Annotated in this window: 14 protein-coding genes; 5 read left to right on the top strand and 9 right to left on the bottom strand. The window is 68.3% G+C overall.

The annotated features are described in order from the left end of the window. The first annotated feature begins 125 nt into the window (after positions 1–125). Entirely contained in the window at positions 126–2,069 is a 1,944-nt protein-coding gene (acs, locus tag FHW78_RS09740) for an acetate--CoA ligase (RefSeq protein WP_183639677.1), read from the top strand. Positions 2,070–2,260: 191 nt separating this feature from the next. Here acs and FHW78_RS09735 read toward each other — a convergent pair whose 3' ends face one another. Further along, a complete protein-coding gene (locus FHW78_RS09735; protein WP_183639676.1) occupies positions 2,261–2,617 on the bottom strand; it encodes a DUF559 domain-containing protein in 357 nt (118 codons plus the stop codon). Between the two features lie 191 nt (positions 2,618–2,808). Here FHW78_RS09735 and FHW78_RS09730 point away from each other — a divergent pair, with 191 nt between their 5' ends. Next, a complete protein-coding gene (locus tag FHW78_RS09730) occupies positions 2,809–3,474 on the top strand; it encodes a response regulator transcription factor (protein WP_183639675.1) in 666 nt (221 codons plus the stop codon). A gap of 78 nt (positions 3,475–3,552) precedes the next feature. On the opposite strand, the gene FHW78_RS09725 is transcribed toward FHW78_RS09730, so the two are convergent. Together FHW78_RS09725 and FHW78_RS09720 are read right to left on the bottom strand one after the other, a co-directional pair. Continuing rightward, on the bottom strand, positions 3,553–5,214 hold the full coding sequence (locus FHW78_RS09725) for a phosphoethanolamine--lipid A transferase (RefSeq protein ID WP_183639674.1): 1,662 nt from the start codon (positions 5,212–5,214) through the stop codon (positions 3,553–3,555). Further along, complete coding sequence (locus tag FHW78_RS09720; protein WP_225562376.1) at positions 5,211–6,014, bottom strand: phosphatase PAP2 family protein; 804 nt, start codon at positions 6,012–6,014, stop codon at positions 5,211–5,213. The genes FHW78_RS09725 and FHW78_RS09720 overlap by 4 nt, the downstream gene beginning before the upstream one ends. A 272-nt stretch (positions 6,015–6,286) precedes the next feature. Here FHW78_RS09720 and FHW78_RS09715 point away from each other — a divergent pair, with 272 nt between their 5' ends. From FHW78_RS09715 to FHW78_RS09705, 3 genes are all read left to right on the top strand, one after another. After that, positions 6,287–6,982, top strand: a complete 696-nt coding sequence (locus FHW78_RS09715; RefSeq protein ID WP_183639673.1) for a response regulator transcription factor — start codon at positions 6,287–6,289, stop codon at positions 6,980–6,982. Next, the gene (locus FHW78_RS09710) at positions 6,972–8,243 is read left to right on the top strand and encodes a HAMP domain-containing sensor histidine kinase (RefSeq protein ID WP_183639672.1); all 1,272 of its coding nucleotides are present in this window, start codon (positions 6,972–6,974) and stop codon (positions 8,241–8,243) included. Before FHW78_RS09715 ends, FHW78_RS09710 begins: the two co-directional genes overlap by 11 nt. Positions 8,244–8,517: 274 nt before the next feature. Beyond that, positions 8,518–9,000 (top strand): type IV pilin protein, encoded by a 483-nt coding sequence (locus FHW78_RS09705; protein ID WP_183639671.1) that lies wholly within the window; start codon positions 8,518–8,520, stop codon positions 8,998–9,000. 32 nt (positions 9,001–9,032) lie between these two features. Here FHW78_RS09705 and FHW78_RS09700 read toward each other — a convergent pair whose 3' ends face one another. From FHW78_RS09700 to FHW78_RS09675, 6 genes are all read right to left on the bottom strand, one after another. Beyond that, positions 9,033–12,485 (bottom strand): PAS domain-containing hybrid sensor histidine kinase/response regulator, encoded by a 3,453-nt coding sequence (locus tag FHW78_RS09700; protein ID WP_183639670.1) that lies wholly within the window; start codon positions 12,483–12,485, stop codon positions 9,033–9,035. Between the two features lie 123 nt (positions 12,486–12,608). After that, on the bottom strand, positions 12,609–13,979 hold the full coding sequence (locus FHW78_RS09695) for an FAD/NAD(P)-binding protein (RefSeq protein ID WP_183639669.1): 1,371 nt from the start codon (positions 13,977–13,979) through the stop codon (positions 12,609–12,611). A 133-nt stretch (positions 13,980–14,112) separates the two neighbouring features. Beyond that, complete coding sequence (gene cls, locus FHW78_RS09690) at positions 14,113–15,522, bottom strand: cardiolipin synthase (protein WP_183639668.1); 1,410 nt, start codon at positions 15,520–15,522, stop codon at positions 14,113–14,115. 311 nt (positions 15,523–15,833) lie between these two features. Next, on the bottom strand, positions 15,834–15,998 hold the full coding sequence (gene rpmG / locus FHW78_RS09685) for a 50S ribosomal protein L33 (protein ID WP_141455049.1): 165 nt from the start codon (positions 15,996–15,998) through the stop codon (positions 15,834–15,836). A gap of 13 nt (positions 15,999–16,011) precedes the next feature. Continuing rightward, complete coding sequence (rpmB, locus tag FHW78_RS09680; protein ID WP_056881579.1) at positions 16,012–16,248, bottom strand: 50S ribosomal protein L28; 237 nt, start codon at positions 16,246–16,248, stop codon at positions 16,012–16,014. Between the two features lie 259 nt (positions 16,249–16,507). Further along, a complete protein-coding gene (locus tag FHW78_RS09675) occupies positions 16,508–19,699 on the bottom strand; it encodes a CusA/CzcA family heavy metal efflux RND transporter (RefSeq protein WP_183639667.1) in 3,192 nt (1,063 codons plus the stop codon).

Below are 19,699 nucleotides of genomic sequence, written 5' to 3'. Positions count from 1 at the left end.
CGGATGCGGCAAACTCGGCGCGTCGCCCCTCCCGCGGAGCGTTGCCGGCGCTCGCGGTGTGATGGGCATTCTTGTCAGAATCGCATCCTCAGACTTTTCGTTCCGCTGTCCCCGGGAGGGCCCCCATGAGCGACATCTACCCCATCAAGCCGGACTTCGCCGCCAAGGCGCGCATCGACCGCGCCGCCTACCAGCGCGACTACCAGGCTTCCATCGACCATCCTGAAAAATTCTGGGGACAGGTCGCCGAGCGCCTGGACTGGTTCAAGAAGCCGACCCGGATCAAGGACGTCAGCTACCAGCTGGATGACTTCCACATCCGCTGGTTCGAGGATGGTGAGCTCAACGCCAGCGTCAACTGCCTGGATCGCCAGCTCGCCGCCCGCGGCGACAAGACCGCTCTGCTGTTCGAGCCGGACAGCCCGGACCAGCCGTCGCTGCGGGTCACCTACCGCGAACTGTACGAGCGCACCTGCAAGCTGGCCAACGCGCTGCGCGCGCTGGGGGTGAAGAAGGGCGACCGCGTCACCATCTACCTGCCGATGATTCCGGACGCGGCGGTGGCGATGCTGGCTTGCGCGCGCATCGGCGCGATCCACTCGGTGGTGTTCGGCGGCTTCGCCCCCAATTCCATCGCCGACCGCGTGGCCGACTGCGGCAGCAAGCTGATCATCACCGCCGACGAGGGCCTGCGCGGCGGCAAGAAGGTGCCGTTGAAGGCGAACGTGGACGCCGCGCTCAAGCTGCCCGGCACCAATTCGGTCGAGACCGTGCTGGTGGTACGCCACACCGGCGGCGCGGTGGACATGCAGATGCCGCGCGACCGCTGGTTCGACGCGGTGGTCGACCAGCAGCCGGCCGAGTGCGAGCCCGAGCGGATGAACGCCGAGGACCCGCTGTTCATCCTCTACACCTCCGGTTCGACCGGCAAGCCCAAGGGCGTGCTGCACACCACCGGCGGCTACCTGCTGTACGCGGCCTACACCCACGAGGCGGTGTTCGACCTGCGCGAGGACGACATCTACTGGTGCACCGCCGACGTGGGCTGGGTGACCGGCCACAGCTACATCGTCTACGGGCCGTTGGCCAACGGCGCCACCTCGGTGATGTTCGAGGGCGTGCCCAACTACCCGAGCGTGTCGCGCTTCTGGGAAGTCATCGACAAGCACCAGGTCACCATCTTCTACACCGCGCCCACCGCGATCCGCGCGCTGATGCGCGAGGGCGAGGCGCCGGTGAAGAAGACCTCGCGCAGCTCGCTGCGCCTGCTCGGCAGCGTCGGCGAGCCGATCAACCCGGAAGCCTGGCGCTGGTACTACGACGTGGTCGGCGACGGCCGCTGCCCGATCGTGGACACCTGGTGGCAGACCGAGACCGGCGGCATCATGATCAGCCCGCTGGCCGGCGCGATCGACCAGAAGCCGGGTTCGGCCACGCTGCCGTTCTTCGGCGTGCGCCCGGCGCTGGTGGACGCCAACGGTGAAATCCTCGACGGCGCCACCGAGGGGAACCTGGTCCTGCTGGATTCCTGGCCGGGCCAGATGCGCACGGTCTACGGCGACCACCAGCGCTTCATCGACACCTATTTCCGCACCTATCCGGGCACCTACTTCACCGGCGACGGCTGCCGCCGCGACGCCGACGGTTACTACTGGATCACCGGCCGCGTCGACGACGTGATCAACGTCAGCGGCCACCGCATCGGCACCGCCGAGGTGGAAAGCGCGCTGGTGCTGCATCCGAAGGTCGCCGAGGCGGCGGTGGTCGGCTTTCCGCACGACATCAAGGGCCAGGGCATCTATGCCTACGTGACCCTGAAGGCCGGCGAGGTGCCCAGCGACGAACTGCAGAAGGAACTGGTGCTGTGGGTGCGCAAGGAAATCGGCCCCATCGCCGCGCCGGATCACCTGCAATGGGCGCCGGGCCTGCCGAAGACGCGCTCCGGCAAGATCATGCGCCGCATCCTGCGCAAGATCGCCGAGAACGCGCCGGACCAGCTGGGCGACACCTCGACCCTGGCCGATCCGGGCGTGGTCGATTCGCTGGTCGCGGAACGGAAGGTGAAGTGAGCATGGCGGGGGCCCGCAAATCCCCCCCGGGCCCCCTTTTTCAAAGGGGGGAGCGCGGTTGGCTTTCCCGAAGGGTCCTACCCAGTGGCGGTGCATGGACCTTTCCCATCGAAACGCGGACGCCTTCGTTCTCCGCTGACGCAGCCGGAGCATTCCCCCCTTTGAAAAAGGGGGGCAGGGGGGATTTTCCCTCAGCGTTCGCGGATCACCCGCAGAATCACTTCCAGCACGGCGGTCGTTTCCAGCAGCGCTTGCCGATCATCGAACCGGAGGACGCGCAGCCCCTGGCCCGCCAGGAATGCATCACGGCGTCGATCCCCTGCCAGGCCGTCGGCGGTGAAATGCTGGCTACCATCCAACTCGATCACCAGATCTGCGGCAGGGCCATAGAAATCGACGATATATCGCCCAAGCGGCTTCTGCCGGTAGAACTGCACGCCATCGAGCTGTTTCCTGCGCAGGTGGAACCACAGCCGCTGCTCGGCATCGGTCATGTCACGGCGCAGCCGGCGCGCATGGGGTTTGAGGTAGCGGTGGTAGGGAAGCATCCGGAGAGTGAATCCCCCCTGCCCCCCTTTTCCAAAGGGGGGAAAGGCGCGATTCCGCGTAAGGAAAGTCCGCTGCCACCAACAAACTGCACCGGATTACGCACACGGCAACCTCGCAGCACTACCACCGAAGGAATCCCCCCTTTGAAAAAGGGGGGTAGGGGGGATTTGCCCCACCCCGGGAGAACCCCATGACCACCCTGCTGATCGCCGACGACCATCCGCTGTTCCGCGAAGCGCTGCGCGCGGCGGTGCAGCGGGTGCTGCCGGGCGTGCGCCTGCACGAGGCCGACAGCGTGGACGCCCTGTATGCGCTGGTGGATGCGCACCCGGATGCGGATTTGCTGCTGATGGACTTGAACATGCCCGGCGCGCAAGGGTTCAGCGCGCTGGTGCATGTGCGCGCGCTGCATCCGCAGCTGCCGGTGGTGATCGTGTCCGCGCGCGAGGAGCCGACCGTCATGCGGCGCGCGCTGGATCATGGCGCGCTGGGCTTCATTCCCAAGTCGGCCGATTCGGACACCATCGGCGAGGCCATCGGCACGGTGCTGGACGGTGAACGCTGGGCACCGGTCGAAGCGATGAACGCGCCGGCCATCAGCCGTGACGAACACGAGATCGCACAGCGCCTGCGCGACCTCACCCCGCAGCAGTTTCGGGTATTGCAGATGCTGGGCGTGGGCCGGCTCAACAAGCAGATCGCCTACGACCTGGGCGTGTCCGAAGCCACCATCAAGGCACACGTCACCGCGATCCTGCGCAAGCTCGGCGTCACCAACCGCACCCAGGCGGTGCTGATGGCCGGTCGTCTCGCGGTGGATCCGGACGGCGTGGTGCCGCCGCCGGAAGAGGATTGACGACCGACGACAACGGACCGGCGATCGGATGGGCTGTCTTGATGCGGAACGTTCGGGCGCAGCGGAGCAAGCTCCGCTCTACGGGCGGCAGGCGGCGAAGAGATCCCGATCGCGGTCGTATACGCCGGTGCGCACGTCCAGCAGGCCCAGCACGGACGGAAACAGGTTGTCGTGGCTGGCCGGTTGCGTGGATTCCCGGCGCAGGCAGGCGATGTCCAGGCCGCTGCCGGCCGCGAAACCCGGCGAGAACCACATCACCATCGGCACCCGGGTCTGTTCTTCCGGGGCGATCGCATAGGGCACGCCATGCAGGTAGAGGCCTTTCTCGCCCAGCGATTCGCCATGATCGGATACGTAGATCATGGCGGTGTCGTAGCGGGGATTGCGGCCCAGCTGGCCGATCAGCTTCGCAAGCACATGATCGGTGTAGCCCAGTGCGTTGTCGTAGGCGTTGACGATGGACGGGCGATCGCATTCGCCCAGATCGACCGATTCGCACACCGGCGTGTAGCGGCGGAACGCGGAGGGATACCGCTCGAAGTAGTTGGGGCCATGGTTGCCCAATGGGTGCAGCACTACCACGCGATCGCCGCCACCGGCGGGTACGGCGGCGTCCAGGCCACGCAGCAGGATCTCGTCCAGGCAGCGTTTGCCGTTGCACAGGTCGGGATCCTTCGCATCATCCAGCGCCTGCATCGGCAGTCCCTGGCAGACGCCCTTGCAGCCGGACTGGTTGTCGCGCCACAGGGTGCGGATGCCGGCGTACTCCAGCACATGCAGCAGCGATTGGTGATCGCGGATCTTCTTCTGGTCGTAGTCGTGCCGACCGTAGGGTGAAAACATGCAGGGCAGGGAAACTTCGGTGCTGCTGCCGCAGGCGGTGACGGCGGGGAAGTTGATCACGCCCATGCGCGACAGTTCCGGCGTGGTCTGGCGCGAATAGCCGTTCAATCCCCAGTTCTGCGCGCGCGCGGTTTCGCCCACCACCAGCACCAGCAGCCGCGGCTTGCGGCCGGCCGTCTGCGGCAACTGGCGGGCGTCCTGGCCGATCGGCGTCCTGGCGGTACGGCTTCCCGGCGGCGCGGCCGTCAGCACCCGCGCCAACGAGACCAGATAGTTCGCCGGCGTCACCAGATAACGCACCTCGCGGCGGTTGCGGATCAGCGAGGACAGGTCCTGGTACGACAGCATCGCCGCGCCCGCGAAGGCCACCAGCAGCGCCGCCAGGAATCCGCCGCGCATGATCAGCGCGCGCCGCCACGGCCGTTCGCGCAGCCGCACCCGCCACAGCAGGGCGATCGGCAGGCTGGCGAACAGGATCGGCATCAGCAGGCGCCAGCTCAGCAGTTCGCTGGACTCCTTGCGATCGGTATGCAGGATGTTGCGCAGCATGTCCGAATCCAGGTACACGCCATAGCTGCCCATGTAGTAGGTGGCGATGGCGGTGACCAGGATCAGCCCGGCCAGCAGCGGACGCGCATAGCGGCGATGCACGACCAGTCCGAGCAACAGCGCGTGCACGGCGGTGATGATCACGAACAGCGCCGCGGCGAACTTCCACTGCACCGCCGGCGCGACGATCACGTTGCGCCAGAACTGGCCATTGCTGAAGAGGGTGAAGTAGAGGCTCACCGCCAGCAACAGGGTTTCGCTGGCGACCACCGGACGCTGGCGCAGCCACGCCGGCGCGGTGGAGCGGACATTGCGGCGCAGACCGGCTTCCAGCGGACTGGCGTTCATGGCTCGCTCCGCGACAACAGGCCGGGAGCCGGCGGCGCTGGCATGACGCGCCGCGCCGCCGGGGACCGTGCCGGCACCAGCAGGCAGGCATGCAGCAGCAGCGCGATCGTCCAGCAGATGGCCAGGGTCCACAGGTCGTGCGAGAGGAAATGGGCACCGCGCAGCTGCTGGGCGAAGCCGAACAGCAGCCCGGCCGCCAGGCCGACGCCCAGACCCAGCCAGCGCAGGCGTGGCGCGGTGGCCAGGAAAAAGAAGTACAGCGCCACCCACGCATAACCGGCGCTGGCGTGGCCGGCGGGAAAGCACGACGCCGTCGGCAACCGCGCCGGCCGCGCGCTGAACAGGTCGACGAACGGCCGGCTGCCGCCATAGCGGGCCAGATCCCACGGGCAGTCCATGTCCGTCCACAGCTTCAGCGTGCCGACCGCTGCGGTCGACAACGCGGTGGCCAGCAGCAGGAAGAACAGCGGCCGTCGCCATGCCTTCAGGCGCGGGAAGGAACCACTGGCGATCAGCAGCAGTGCCACGCCGTACCAGCCCAAGGTACTCAACCGCTTGCCCATCACATGGATCAGGTGCTGGGTGACGAAACCCTGCTGCAGCGACCAGCGATGGCCTTCCCAGGCGTACAGCCGATCCGCCAGCCACAGATCGCCGCGCAGCGGGATCAGGATCACCGTTGCCAGCGCGAACACCGCCAGCGGCCAGCCGGCGTGGTGGACGAGGAAGTCGCGATCGAAGGCCGGCGGCGGACGGATCTCGCCAAGCGGCATGGAGGGCTGTGGTGCGGCAAAGGACATCGGATACGTTCATTCCGGCCCCTGCGCCGGTATGAAGGCCATGCTGGTGACGCCGCTGTCGGAGAGTCGTCGGAACCCCGTTCGCGCGTCGTTAACGCGGCAGGCGGCGCAGGGCACGCTTCAGCCGCCGTTGCCATTGCGCGACTGCTTCACCCGTGTCTCCCCGCGCATGGGAGAATCGTCCCGTTCCGACCGGATTCCGACACCGGGAGGTACAGCGTGGCGACCCGCCGGGATGCCCGTGCCGGTCAACGACGAGGACGGAAACCCCGATGCGGCTGCTCGTGATCGAAGACAACCGGAGCCTGGTGGCAAACCTGTTCGACTACTTCGAAGCGCGCGGCCATGCCCTGGATGCCGCGCCGGACGGGGTGACCGGCTTGCACCTGGCCACCACGCAGGCCTACGACGCGATCATCCTGGACTGGATGCTGCCGCGGATGGATGGTCGCGAGGTGCTGCGACGCCTGCGCGAAACGCATGCCGGCGACGCGCCGGTCATCATGCTCACCGCGCGCGACGAACTGCCCGACAAGATCGCCGGCTTCCGCGCCGGCGCCGACGACTACCTGACCAAGCCTTTCGAGCTGCCCGAACTGGAGGTGCGGCTGGAAGCGGTGCTGGCGCGCAGTGGCGGGCGCGGTCGCAACCGCCTGCTGCAGGTGGCGGATCTGAAATTGGACCTGTCCACCCTGGAAGCCAGTCGCGCGGGGCAGCCGCTGCACCTGTATCCGGCCTGCCGCAAGCTGCTGGAAGTGCTGATGCAGGCCAGTCCCGGCGCGGTGACCCGGGATCGCCTGGAATACGCCCTGTGGGGCGACAGTCCGCCGGACGGCGACATGCTGCGTTCGCATGTGTACGAGTTGCGCCGCAGCGTCGATGGACCGTTCCCGGTGAAGCTGATCCAGACCTTGCCGCGGGTGGGCTACCGGCTGGCGGCACCGGAGGAGCAGCGCGATGGCGGCTAGGAACAACAGCCTGCGCCGGCGCATCCTCACCTGGCTGCTGGTCTACGTCTCGCTGCTCTCGGTCGCCATCTTCATCGGCGGCCTGATCGTCAACGAGGAGGCCGAGCGCATGGTCTGGAGTTCGCTGCTGCGCGCCGAACTCCATCACTACCAGGATCGCGTGCAGGCCGATCCCGGCTACCGCTGGACCGACACCGACGACATGACGCTCTACCGCTGGGACGGCGTGCCGCCGCCGCCCAAAGTATTGCGTGCGCTGCCGCCCGGCCTGCACGACGACCTGTGGGTGGAAGGCAAGCTGCGGGTGGTGATGATCCAGGACCTGCCCGGTGGCCGGGTCGCGCTGGCGCTGGACATCACCGAGTTCGAGGGACTGGAGGAGACCATCAGCAGCGGAATCGTGGTCGGCATGTTCGCCTCGGTGATCCTGCTTGGCCTGCTGCTGGCCTGGGGGCTGGGCCGGGCGATCCGTCCGCTGGGCGTGATGGCCGACGATATCGCGCGCCTACGGCCCGAACGCGGGCGCCAGCGTATCGGGCTTGAACCCAGCGCCAGCCGCGAACTGCGGGTGATTGCCGATGCCTTCAATGACTACCTGGATCGCAGCGAGCGCTTCGTCGAGCGCGAGCGGGCCTTCATCAACAGCGCCAGCCACGAGCTGCGCACGCCCATCGCGGTAATCGGCGGCGCCGCCCGGCTCGCCTCGGACCAGGCAGGCGTGCCGCCGGCCGCGCGCGAACAGATGCAACGCATCGCGCGCAACGTCCGCCAGATCGAGCAGCTGATCTCGCTGCTGCTGATCCTGGCCAAGGACCCCGAGCGCCTGGCCGCGGTCAGCGATGCGGTGGCGTTGGACGAACTGCTGCCGGAAATCGTCGAAGACCATCGCCATCTCACCCACGGCAAGGATCTCGCGTTGCAGTTGGGTCCGCTGTCGGCGGTCCGGGTCACCGCGCCGGTGGCCATTGTCCAGGCCGCGATCGGCAACCTGTTGCGCAACGCCATCGAGAACAGCGATCGCGGCGTGATCGACATCCGCCTGGACGCCGATGCCACCGTGACGATCACCGATCCCGGACACGGCATGAGTCCGGAGGAGATCAGCCGCATCTATGCGCAGTTGGCGCGCGGGGAAGGACGCGACGGCGGCGGCATCGGGCTGGATCTGATCGCGCGCCTGTGCGAACACCTGGGTTGGCAGCTGGACATCGATTCGGCGCCGGAACGCGGCACGGTGGCCCGACTGCGTTTTCGCCGGTAGCGCCATCGCTCCAGGCCGTGCCGCCGAGGATCGCTTTCCGGTGAAATGAAAGCGATCGACATCGCGCGCGTTCGCCGCCCGGAGAGGGAAGCGAATCAGCTGCGCGCGAGGCATGCCTGTCATTCGCGTAACTTTGAACGCGAATGTCTTTTTCCAGCGCGCAGGGCTGGTTAGCATCGGTCGGGCATCATCGCGCCGCCATCGCGGACGGCGCATCGACTGGCGCGTGCTCGACGGGCCATCTCCTTGTCCACCGCATCCCGGAGGCACGCCCATGCGATCCGCCCACATCCGTGTCCTGCATCGATACGTTTTCCACCGACATGATCTCCATCGACGCCGGTACCCGGCGGCAGGATTCAGCCTGCTCGAACTGATGATCGTGGTGGCCATCATCGCCATCCTGGCAAGCATCGCTTTTGGCAGCTATCAACATCACGTCGTCAATACCCGTCGCGCCGCCGCCGCCGCATGCCTGCAGGAACGCACCCAGCGCCTGGAACGCTTCCATACCCTGCATCTTTCCTATCTGGATACGGCGGGCAAGCCTCCCGCCCTCGCGGAGTGCGGCGATGGCCTGGCCCGGCACTACCAGATCAGCCTGTCCGCTGTTTCGGCGCGTGCCTTCACATTGCAGGCGGTGCCGCAGGGAACGCAGGCCAGGGCCGACACCCGCTGCGGCACGCTTGCGATCAACCAGCTGGGTGTCCGCACGGTGAGCGGGACCGCGAACGCGACGCCGGGGGAATGCTGGTGACCACCGGCGGCGCGCGCGGGCACCAGCGGTAGTCAGGCTTCCAGGCGCTGGCGGGCGTCGTGGTGCGCGGCGAGGAAGGCGCGCAGCGACGCCGGCTTGACCGGTTTGGTCAGCAACCGGTAACCGCGTTCGCGGGCGCGCTGTTTCAACTCGTCGCGGCCGTCGGCGGTCAGCAGGGCCCCGGCCATCGGGCCCGCGCTGGCGGCGCGCAGCGCGTCCAGCGTATCCAGGCCGTCCAGCCGATCGTGCAGGTGGTAGTCGACCAGCACCACCGTCGGCGCCGAGGCCATCCGTTCCAGCGCCTCGTCGACCGTGGTGGCGATGATCACCTCGACCTGCCAGCGGCCCAGCAGCGCGCGCATGCCGTCGAGGATCTCGCGATCGTTGTCCACGCACAGCACCCGCAGGCCGGCGAGCGAATCGGCGGCGAGTCCACGCCGCGGCGTGGACGGACGCGCCGGCGCGCGGGTGGCGCGCGGAACGACGATCGAGAACATGCTGCCGTGATCGACCCGGCTGCGCGCGTCCAGGTGATGCCCGAGCAGGCGCGAGATGCGCTGGCAGATCGACAGGCCCAGGCCGAGTCCGCGCTCGCCCCAGTCGAACGGCTGCTGGTAGCGGTGGAACTCGTCGTAGATCTGCCGCATGTGGTTTTCCGGAATGCCCGGGCCGGTGTCCCAGACCTGCAGCGACACCTTGCCGTCGAGCATGCGCATGCCCAGCACGATCCGGCCCTGGCGGGTATAGCGCAGGGCGTTGGCCAGGAAGTTCTGCAGCACCCGGCGCAGCAGGCGCCGGTCGGTGCGTACCGACAACCCGCGCGGATGCACCCGCAGATCCAGCCCGCGGCCGGCGGCCACCGGCGCGTACTGGGCGGCCAGTTCGCGCAGCAGTTCGCCGGCGTCGAAGTCGCTGATCTCCACCCGCAGGCTGCCCGCGTCCAGCCGCGACACGTCGAGCAGGCCGTCGAGCAACTCTTCGGCGGCGCGCAGCGAGGCATCCACGCGTTCGGCCAGGTGCCGTTGCTCGCCGTCCTGTTCGCCGTCGCGCAGGGCCGAGGCGAACAGGCGCGCGGCGTTGAGCGGCTGCAATACGTCGTGGCTGATGGCGGCGAGGAAGCGGGTCTTGGACTGCTGGGCCGCTTCGGCCGCGCGGCTGCGTTCGGTGACGCGCTGCTCCAGGGTCTCGTTGGCTTCCCGCAGCGCCAACTCGGCGCGCTTGAAGTCGGTGATGTCGTTGTAGCTGGTGACGTAGCCGCCGCCGGGCAGGGCCTGGCCGCGCATCTCGATCACCTGGCCATCGCTGCGCACGCGCTCGAACACGTGCGGCGAGCCGGCCCGCATGTAGGCAATGCGCTTGCCGATCTGCGCGTCGACGTCGCCTTCGCCCAGCTCACCGCGCTCGGCGTTGTAGCGGATCAGGTCGGCGACCGGCCGGCCGACGTACAGCATGCCGTCGGGGTAGCCGAACATCTGCTGGTAGCGCCGGTTCCAGGCGACCAGCCGCATCTCGGGATCGACCACACTGACGCCGGCGGCGATGTTTTCCAGGGTGGTGGAGAGGATCTCGCGGTTGAAGCGCAGTTCCTGGCCGGCCTCGTCCAGCACCGCGACCACTTCGCCCAGTTCCATGCCCGATCCGCGCAGCACGCTGGTCAGGACAATGCGCGCGGACGCCGCACCGATCGAGGCGGCCAGCAGACGCTCGGTGAATTGCACCCAGGCGCGGTCGGCAGAGGCGCCGGGCTGCATCTCGCGGCCCAATGCCTGGGCCTGTTCCTGGAACGCGCGGCGCGCATGGCGCTCGCCGACCACCCGTTCGGCCAGGGTCTGCAGGTCGCCCACCCGCACGCTGCCGGGCCATTCGCCGGCGACCAGCGCCGGGCGCTGCGCGTACGGATCCAGGAATGGCGCCGCGCGCAGGCGATCGTCCACGCCGGGCCGCCAGCGCGCGGAGATCACCATCATCGCGCCGGTGTTCACCAGCAGTGACCAGAACGTGCCGTGGGTGAGCGGATCCCAGCCGCTCAAACCGAACAGCTGGTGCGGCCGCAGCCAGGCGATGCCGAACGGTCCGGTCGCGATCCATGACGCATCGAAGCCACCGGCCTGGGTCATGGTCGGCAGCAGCAGGGTGTAGATCCAGGTGCCGAAGCCCAGCAGCATGCCCACTTCCACGCCGCGCCGGCTGGCGCCGCGCCAGTACAGGCCGCCGATCAGGCCCGGCGCGAACTGGGCGACCGCCGCGAACGCCATCAGGCCATAGGACGCCAGCGTGCTGTCGTTGCCGCTGCTGCGGTAATAGATGTAGGCGGCGAGCGCCAGCAGCAGGATCGCGAACCGGCGGATCCACAGCACCCGCGAAGCGACGTCGGCTTCGGCGTGATGATCCGCCCAGCCGCGCCGCAGCAGCACCGGCATCACCAGGTCGTTGCTGACCATGGTGGCCAGCGCGATGCTGGCGACGATGACCATGCCGGTGGCGGCGGAGAAACCGCCGACGTAGGCGATCAACGCCAGCGCCTTGCTGCCGTCTGCCAGCGGCAGCGCCAGGATGAAACTGTCATCGGCCACGCCGCTGCCGATGCCGAAGGACGCCACGCCGGCGGCCGCGATCGGCACCACCATCACCGAGATCAGGACCAGGTAGGTGCCGAACAGCCAGCGCGCCCGACGGATGTCGCCGACGTCGCTGCATTCGACCACCGCGACATGGAACTGGCGAGGCAGGCAGACGATCGCGAGGAACCCGAGCAGGGTCTGGGTGACGAATCCGACCGGTGGCGAATTCTCGAACAGCGTGCGTGCGGACTCGGCGACCGGGATGGAGCGGCCCTGCAGCCACAGGTAGGCGAACAGGCCGACCGCGATCATCGCCACCAGCTTGACCATCGACTCCAGCGCGATGGCCAGCATCATGCCGTGATGATGTTCGGTGGCGTCGACCTGGCGGGTGCCGAACAGGGCGGCGAACAGCGCCATCAGCAACGCCACGTACAGCGCGGGATCCGAGAAGAAGCCATGCGCGCTGCCGCCGGGCTGGCCGGTCAGCACGCCCAGGCTCATCGCCACCGCCTTGTACTGCAGCGCCAGGTAGGGAACGACGCCGATCAACGCGATCACCGTCACCAGCGCGGCCAGCCGGCGCGAGCGTCCGTAGCGCGAGGAGATGAAGTCGGCGATCGACACCGTGTTCTCGCTGCGCGCGATCAGTGCCAGCCGTTCGATGATCCGCCAGCCGAACAGCAGCAGCAGCAGCGGACCCAGGTAGATCGGCAGGTAGCCGATGCCGTTGCGCACCGCGCTGCCGACCGCGCCGTAGAAGGTCCAGGACGAGCAGTAGACCGCCAGCGCCAGGCTGTACACCACCGGACGCAGCCACGGCCGATCCGGATACATCGGGCGACGATCACCCCACCATGCCACGCCGAACAGCAGCGCCGCGTAGCTGATGGACACCAGCAGCAGAATCCAGCTCGAAACCAATGCCGCCTCCCGGCGCCCGACATCGGAACCAGCGTAGCAGCGGAGCTGGCTCCGCTCTACAGCGAGGGAGGAAATCCGCCGGGGATGCTGGCGGGTAAACGACGGCCGGCGAGCGCGCCCGCGTCAGCGCGCGAGCAACTGGCGGGCGACCGCTTCGGCCTGGCCCCGCAGTTCAGGAATGGCGGTGCTTTCCCACAGGTTGCCGATCCGCAGGCTGCCCAATACCCACAGGTCGGGCTGGACGCGGCCGTCGGCGTCCAGCACCCGCCCGTCGTCGCCGGCGTCGATGCCGATGCCGTGCGGGCCGGTGCGCGCGTGGCCCTCGCCCAACAGCTCGGTCAGCAGCGGATTGCGCATGGTCGGAACCCGCATCTCGACACCGGTGGCGTTCACCACCCGATCCACTTCCAGCGCCAGCCCGGGCCTGCCACGCACGTTCGCGCCGACCTGCACGCAGCGGCCGACCTGCATCACCGTGTCCAGGCGGCCGCGGTGCATGCGCAGCTGCCCGCGATCGATCAGCGCCTGCAACTGTTCGTGCACGGAAATCGCCACCCGGTGCCGGTGCACGTCCCACAGTCGCACGACGTGGCGCAGGAAACGCCGCTGGTCGGATTCGGACAGGGAACGCCACAGCGCCTGTCCGTGCGGGCGCAGGCGTTCCATCACCGCCTGCCAGGGCAGGCCGGCGGCGGCGGCTTCGCGCACGCGTTCGCGGACGAAGCGCAGGCGCGCGCGCAGGTCCAGCGGCAGCAACCGCGCCGGATCGAAATCGGCCACCGCATGCGGCGCATGCGGCTGCGGCAGCCAGCCATGCCGCGAAAGCACATGGATGGCGCCGCGATGTTCGGTGGCGACGAAGCTCAACACCGCGTCGACCATGCTCAATCCGGAACCGACGATGCACAGCCGGGCATCGCCGGGAACCGCGCGCACCGCGTCGAAATCCCAGGCCGACAGGCTGGCATCGGCGGACAGGCCGCCGGCGCCGCGCGCCGGCAGCGGGCGTGGGCGGTTGCCGACCGCCAGCACCACCGCATCGCAATCGGCCTGCGCGCCATCGGCGAGCCGCAGTCGCCAGCCCGCCTCGTTTCGATCCATCGCCATCACCGGCTGGACGATGTGCACCAGCGTGGCCGGGCTGGCCGCGCGCGCGCGCTCCAGGCGATCGCGCAGGTATTCCCCGTAGCGATGACGCTCGACGAACGTGGGTGCCAACGCGGCGCGTTCCTGCGGATCGGCGCTGAGGAAATCGAGGAAATCGTCCGGCTGATCGCTGAAGCCGCTCATGCGTTGTGCCGGCACGTTGAGCAGGTGTTCCGGATAGGGCGTGGCATAGGCCACGCCACGGGCAAGTGTGGATTGCGGTTCGTACAGCGCGATGCACAGCGGCGCGGTCGCCGCGCGCAGCAACTGGATGGCGGTCAGGACGCCGCCGGCGCCTCCCCCGATGATGGCGATGTCATGGGCGAGGCCCGCGGATACGCTGGTCATGGGCCGCATTGTAGTGGATCGATCCGGCGCGCCTCATGCTGGCTTGGCATCAGTGGCGCATGACCGGGCAACGCAAACTTTACAAATACGCGAAAACCGTTGCGCATCAGGCGCTTTCAACATCGACGTTTTGTTACATCAGCGAATCCGCCAGGCGCGCGATGCCATCGCGGCTGCGCCGCCACGCCGGGCGTCGTGCCCAGTCCTCGCCGTGGACGCTGCGGGCATCGCGCAAGTATTCCGATTCGATCCCGCGCAGCCGGGCGACGACCGCGCGGTCATAGCACAGCAGGCCGATTTCCGCGTTGAGCGCGAACGAGCGGATGTCGAGGTTGATCGAACCGACCAGCGCGACTTCGTCGTCCACGCTCATGTGCTTGGCATGCAGGAAGTGCGGCTGGTACAGCGCGATGCGCACGCCGCAGGCCAGCAGTTCCGCGTAGTAGGACTCCTGAGCCCATGCGGTCAGGCGCTGGTTGTTGCGGTCGGACAGGATCAGTTGCACCTCCACGCCCGACAGCGCGGCGATGCGCAGCGCGCTGAGGGTGGCGTCATCGGGCACGAAGTAGGGCGTGGCCAGCACGATGCGGCGCTTGGCCAGGTGGATCAGCGCGTTGACGGCATCACGTGCGTTCTCGAAGGGATAGGCCGGCCCGCTCGGCAGCAGTTGCATCGCCACCTGGCCCGTGCCGGTGGCGCGAACGGGATCCACGTGCAGGCGCTCGCCGGTTTCCAGATACCAGTCGCTGGCGAACACCGCGTCGAGCTGGGCGACGATCGGCCCGCGCACGTGGGCGACCAGTTCGCGATTGGGAAAGCCGGGAATGAACATCGGGTCGGCGAGGTTCTGCGAACCGATGAAACCGGTGGCGCCATCGATGACCGCGATCTTGCGGTGGTTGCGCAGATCCATCCGGCCACTGCGACGCCAGCGCAGGCCACCGGGAAGCAATTGGTGGATCTGCACGCCGGCCTTGCGCAGGCGCCGCGCGTAGCGGCGCCATCCGCGCTTGGCGCCGACCGCGTCGAGCAGCAGCCTGCATTCCACCCCGCGACCGGCCGCGCGTTCCAGCGCGGCGGCCACCGCATCGCCGACCGCGTCGTCGAACATCAGGTAATACAGCAGGTGGATGCGCGCGCGCGCCCCGTCCATCGCCGCGATCAACGCGCGCAGGGAATCGTCATAGTCGTCCAGCAGTTCGACCGTGTTGCCGCGGATGGGCATGAACGCGCCCTGCCGCTCGACCAGCGGCGCCATCTCGGCGGCGATACCGGCGTCGGGCTGCCAGCGCAGTGCGGCGAGCGGCCGCTGTTCCTCGCGGATTACCTGCGAGGCGCGCGCCTGGCGCTGGACGCGTTCGCGCGACAGCCACGGATGGCCCAGCAGCAGGTAGGCCGGCAGGCCCAGCAGCGGCACGAACCCGACCAGCAGCATCCAGCTGCGCGCCGCCGCCGGCGAGGTGCGGCTGGGAATCCACAGCAGCGCGGCCAGCCGGATCATCCAGTCGAGGATCAGCAGTACGGTTCCCAGCGACCAGTCCATGCGGCGCCTGTGAAGGATGCGATGGCTGATTCTGGCCGCAGTCGGTGCAAACCGGAAGGTGGCGGGGTGTTGCCGGCCAATCGCGCAAATCCCCCGTCGCCCGCTACGCGGGCGCCCGCCCCCTTTTTCAAAGGGGGCTAGCAATCATTGCCGAGTTCAGCTGCCAGAGAATTGCTGTTCCTCCCCCTTTGAAAAAGGGGGACCGAGGGGGATTCGCTCTTCGCTTCATTCCCGAAGCAAACAAAAAGCCCGCCTTGCGGCGGGCTTCGGATGACGCGGATGCGCTCGCCGGGGGCAAGCGCATCACGACATCACTTGATCTTGCCTTCCTTGTAGATCACGTGCTTGCGCACGACCGGGTCGTACTTCTTCATTTCCATCTTGCCCGGGGTGTTCTTCTTGTTCTTGTCCGTCGTGTAGAAGTGGCCGGTGTTGGCCGAGGAGATCAGACGGATCTTGTCACGCTTGGTTGCCATGTTCGATTACTCCTCAGACCTTCTCGCCGCGGGCACGCAGCTCGGCCAGAACGGAGTCGATGCCGTTCTTGTCGATGGTGCGCAGGGCATGCGCGGAAACTTTCAGCTTGATCCAGCGGTTTTCGCTGGCGACCCAGAAGCGGCGCTCGTGCAGGTTGGGCAGGAAGCGACGACGGGTCTTGTTGTTGGCGTGCGAGACGTTGTTACCGGTCTGCACACGCTTGCCGGTGACTTGGCATACGCGGGACATACGCACCTCGAAAAAAGTTTGATGCTTCCCTTGGCCAGGGAGGCGGCGGCCCGACGACACGGCCTGCGAACAGACCGGACGACACGCGATGCGGAGGAAAAACCTCGCCGTGGACCCAAGCCGGAATCGCGCTTCCGGCCGCAAATCCGGACAAGCCGGACACAGCGAGCCGCGCATTATGGAGGGCTTTCCCTTTCCATGCAAGCACTTAGGCCGGAAACGGGCCCGGGACGGTTCCCCACGCCCCGGGCCGTCCGGTTCAGCTCGCCGGCCGGGCCTCCGGAGCCGCCGGCGCGGCCTTCCGCCCGTGCAGCCAGCGGTACAGCACTGGCAGCACCAGCAGGGTCAGCAGGGTCGAGGAGACGATGCCGCCGATCACCACCGTGGCCAGCGGGCGCTGGACCTCGGAGCCGGCGCCGACGTTGAAGGCCATCGGCAGGAAGCCCAGCGAGGCCACCAGCGCGGTCATCAGCACCGGCCGCAGCCGGCCCAGGGCCCCGTCGACCACCGCTTCCTCCAGTGGATTCCCCTGCTCCCGCAGCTTGCGGATGAAGGCGATCATCACCAGCCCGTTCAGGACCGCCACCCCGGACAGGGCGATGAAGCCGACCCCGGCCGAGATCGACAGCGGGATCCCGCGCAGGGCCAGGGCGATGACGCCGCCGGTCAGCGCCAGCGGCACCCCGCTGAACACGATGGCCGCGTCGCGGGCCGAGCCGAAGGCCCAGAACAGCAGGGCGAAGATCAGCGCCAGGGTCACCGGCACCACCACCGACAGGCGCTGGCTGGCTGAAATCAGCTGCTCGAAGGTGCCGCCATAGTCGATCCAGTAGCCGGACGGCAGCTTCACCCCGGTCCCGACCCGCTGTTGCAGCTCGGATACGAAGCCGCCCAGATCGCGGCCGCGCACGTTGGCGGTCACCACCACCCGGCGTTTGCCGTTCTCGCGGTTGACCTGGTTCGGCCCGAGGGTGGTTTCGATCTTCGCCACCTCGCGCAGCGGCACCGTCCGTGGCGTGCCCGACGCCAGCGCCATTTCCCGGCTGGACTCGTCGGCGTTGGCGTCCCCGCCCAGCGGGATCGGCAGATCCTGCAGCGCGGCCGGGTCCTGGCGCAGGTGCTCCGGCAGGCGGATGACGATGTCGAACCGGCGATCGCCCTCGAACAGCTGGCCGGCAACTTCGCCGCCGACCGCGGTCGCCACGGTGTCCTGGACCACGCCGGGATTGAGGCCGTAGCGGGCCAGCGCGCGCCGGTCTGGGCTGATGGTCAGCAGCGGCAGGCCGGTGGTCTGTTCCAGCTTGACGTCGGCCGCGCCGGGTACGCTCCGCGCCACCGCCTCGATGCGGCGGCCGACGTCCACCAGCGTGTCCAGATCGTCGCCGTAGAGCTTGATCGCCACGTCCGCGCGGACGCCGGAAATCAGTTCGTTCATGCGCATCTGGATCGGCTGGGTGAACTCGTAGTTGTTGCCGGGCAACTGCTTCACCGCCGCCTCGATCTCGGCGACCAGCTCTGCCTTGGACTTGCGCGGATCCGGCCACTGGTCGCGCGGCTTGAGGATCAGGAAGGTGTCGGCCACCGATGGCGGCATCGGGTCGGTCGCGACCTCCGCGGTGCCGAGCTTGCCGAACACGCGTTCCACTTCGGAAAACTGCTTGATGCGCGCTTCCAGCGTCGCCTGCATCCGCAACGCCTGCTCCAGGCTGGTGCCGGGGATGCGCATGGCGTGCATGGCGATGTCGCCCTCGTCCAGGCTGGGGATGAATTCCGACCCCAGCCGCGTGGCCAGCAGGCCGCACACGGCCAGCAGCGCGACCGCGCCGCCGAGCACCCAAGCGCGCCGGCGCAGCGCCCAGTCCAGCGCGGGCGCGTACGCACGGCGCGCCCACAGCATCACCCGGGTTTCCTTTTCCTCCACGCGGCCACGCAGGAACAGCGCGATCGAAGCCGGCACGAAGGTCAGCGACAGCAGCATCGCGCCGGTCAGCGCCAGCACCACGGTGATCGCCATCGGGTGGAACATTTTTCCTTCCACGCCGGTGAGGGCGAAGATCGGCAGGTACACGGCGGTGATGATGCCCAGGCCGAACAGGCTGGGGCGGATCACCTCGGCGGTGGCCGAGGCGGTGGTGTCCAGCCGTTCCTCGTCGCTCAATACCCGCCCCAGCCGGTGTTGCAATTCGCCGAACCGGCGCAGGCAGTTCTCGATGATGATCACCGCGCCGTCGACGATCAGGCCGAAGTCGAGCGCGCCCAGGCTCATCAGATTGCCGGACACGCCGCCGCGGACCATGCCGGTGAGGGTGAACAGCATCGCCAGCGGAATCACCGCCGCGGTGATCAGCGCAGCGCGGAAATTGCCCAGCAGCAGGAACAGCACCACGATCACCAGCAGCGCGCCTTCGACCAGGTTCTTGGCCACGGTGCGGATGGTGCGATCCACCAGCACGGTGCGGTCGTAGACCGGGTTGGCCGACACCCCCGGCGGCAGGCTGCGGTTGGCTTCGGCCAGGCGCGCGGCGGCGGCCTGGGCGACGTCGCGGCTGTTGGCTCCGATCAGCATGAACACCGTGCCGAGCACGACCTCGTGGCCGTTCTGGGTGGCCGCGCCGTTGCGCAGTTCCGGGCCTTCGCCGACCGTGGCCACGTCGCGCACGCGGATCGGCACGCCCTCGCGGCGATCCAGCACGATGTCGCGGATGCCGTCCAGATCCGCGACCTGCCCCGGCGCGCGCACCAGGTACTGCTGGCCGTTGCGCTCGATGTAGCCGGCGCCGACGTTCTGGTTGTTGGCGGCCACCGCGTCGACCACGTCGCGCAGGGTGAAGCCCAGCGCGACCAGCCGCGCCGGATCCGGGGTGATGTGGATCTGGCGCGCGTAGCCACCGATGGTGTTGACCTCGGTGACGCCGCGGGTATTGCGCAGCTGCGGCTTGATCACCCAGTCCTGCAGGGTGCGCAGATCGGTGGCCGTCCACTTGCCGCCATCGGGCTTGCGCGCGTCCGGCTTGGCATCGACGGTGTACATGAAGATCTCGCCCATGCCGGTGGTGACCGGACCCAGTTCCGGCTCCAGTCCCCCGGGCAACTGCGACTTGACCTGTTGCAGGCGTTCGGCGACCTGCTGGCGGGCGAAGTAGAGATCGACGCCGTCGTCGAATACCACCGTCACCTGCGACAGCCCATAGCGCGAGATCGAACGGGTGTGATCCATCCCGGGCAGGCCGGACAGCGCGGTCTCGATCGGGAAGGTCACGCGCTGTTCCGATTCCAGCGGCGAGTAGCCGGCGGCCTCGGTGTTGATCTGCACCTGCACGTTGGTGATGTCGGGGGTGGCGTCGATCGGCAACTGGCGGAAGCTCCACGTGCCCACGCCGATCAGCGCGAGGGTGAGCGCCAGCATCAGCCATCGGTGGGCGATGGCGAAGCGGATGATTCTCTCGAGCAT

Source organism: Pseudoxanthomonas sp. OG2 (genome assembly GCF_014192765.1).
Taxonomy (GTDB): Bacteria; Pseudomonadota; Gammaproteobacteria; order Xanthomonadales; family Xanthomonadaceae; genus Pseudoxanthomonas_A; species Pseudoxanthomonas_A beigongshangi.
Note: the sequence above shows the minus strand (reverse complement) of the source record. Positions and strands in the feature narration are given on the sequence as shown.

What these genes read in the sequence shown, in the direction of transcription:
- FHW78_RS09695 (WP_183639669.1), bottom strand. Translation starts at nt 13,979, where the DNA reads ATGACCAGCGTATCCGCGGGCCTCGCCCATGACATCGCCATCATCGGG.
- FHW78_RS09735 (WP_183639676.1), bottom strand. Translation starts at nt 2,617, where the DNA reads ATGCTTCCCTACCACCGCTACCTCAAACCCCATGCGCGCCGGCTGCGC.
- FHW78_RS09725 (WP_183639674.1), bottom strand. Translation starts at nt 5,214, where the DNA reads ATGAACGCCAGTCCGCTGGAAGCCGGTCTGCGCCGCAATGTCCGCTCC.
- FHW78_RS09675 (WP_183639667.1), bottom strand. Translation starts at nt 19,699, where the DNA reads ATGCTCGAGAGAATCATCCGCTTCGCCATCGCCCACCGATGGCTGATG.
- rpmB (WP_056881579.1), bottom strand. Translation starts at nt 16,248, where the DNA reads ATGTCCCGCGTATGCCAAGTCACCGGCAAGCGTGTGCAGACCGGTAAC.
- FHW78_RS09705 (WP_183639671.1), top strand. Translation starts at nt 8,518, where the DNA reads ATGCGATCCGCCCACATCCGTGTCCTGCATCGATACGTTTTCCACCGA.
- acs (WP_183639677.1), top strand. Translation starts at nt 126, where the DNA reads ATGAGCGACATCTACCCCATCAAGCCGGACTTCGCCGCCAAGGCGCGC.
- FHW78_RS09710 (WP_183639672.1), top strand. Translation starts at nt 6,972, where the DNA reads ATGGCGGCTAGGAACAACAGCCTGCGCCGGCGCATCCTCACCTGGCTG.
- cls (WP_183639668.1), bottom strand. Translation starts at nt 15,522, where the DNA reads ATGGACTGGTCGCTGGGAACCGTACTGCTGATCCTCGACTGGATGATC.
- FHW78_RS09715 (WP_183639673.1), top strand. Translation starts at nt 6,287, where the DNA reads ATGCGGCTGCTCGTGATCGAAGACAACCGGAGCCTGGTGGCAAACCTG.
- rpmG (WP_141455049.1), bottom strand. Translation starts at nt 15,998, where the DNA reads ATGGCAACCAAGCGTGACAAGATCCGTCTGATCTCCTCGGCCAACACC.
- FHW78_RS09730 (WP_183639675.1), top strand. Translation starts at nt 2,809, where the DNA reads ATGACCACCCTGCTGATCGCCGACGACCATCCGCTGTTCCGCGAAGCG.
- FHW78_RS09720 (WP_225562376.1), bottom strand. Translation starts at nt 6,014, where the DNA reads ATGTCCTTTGCCGCACCACAGCCCTCCATGCCGCTTGGCGAGATCCGT.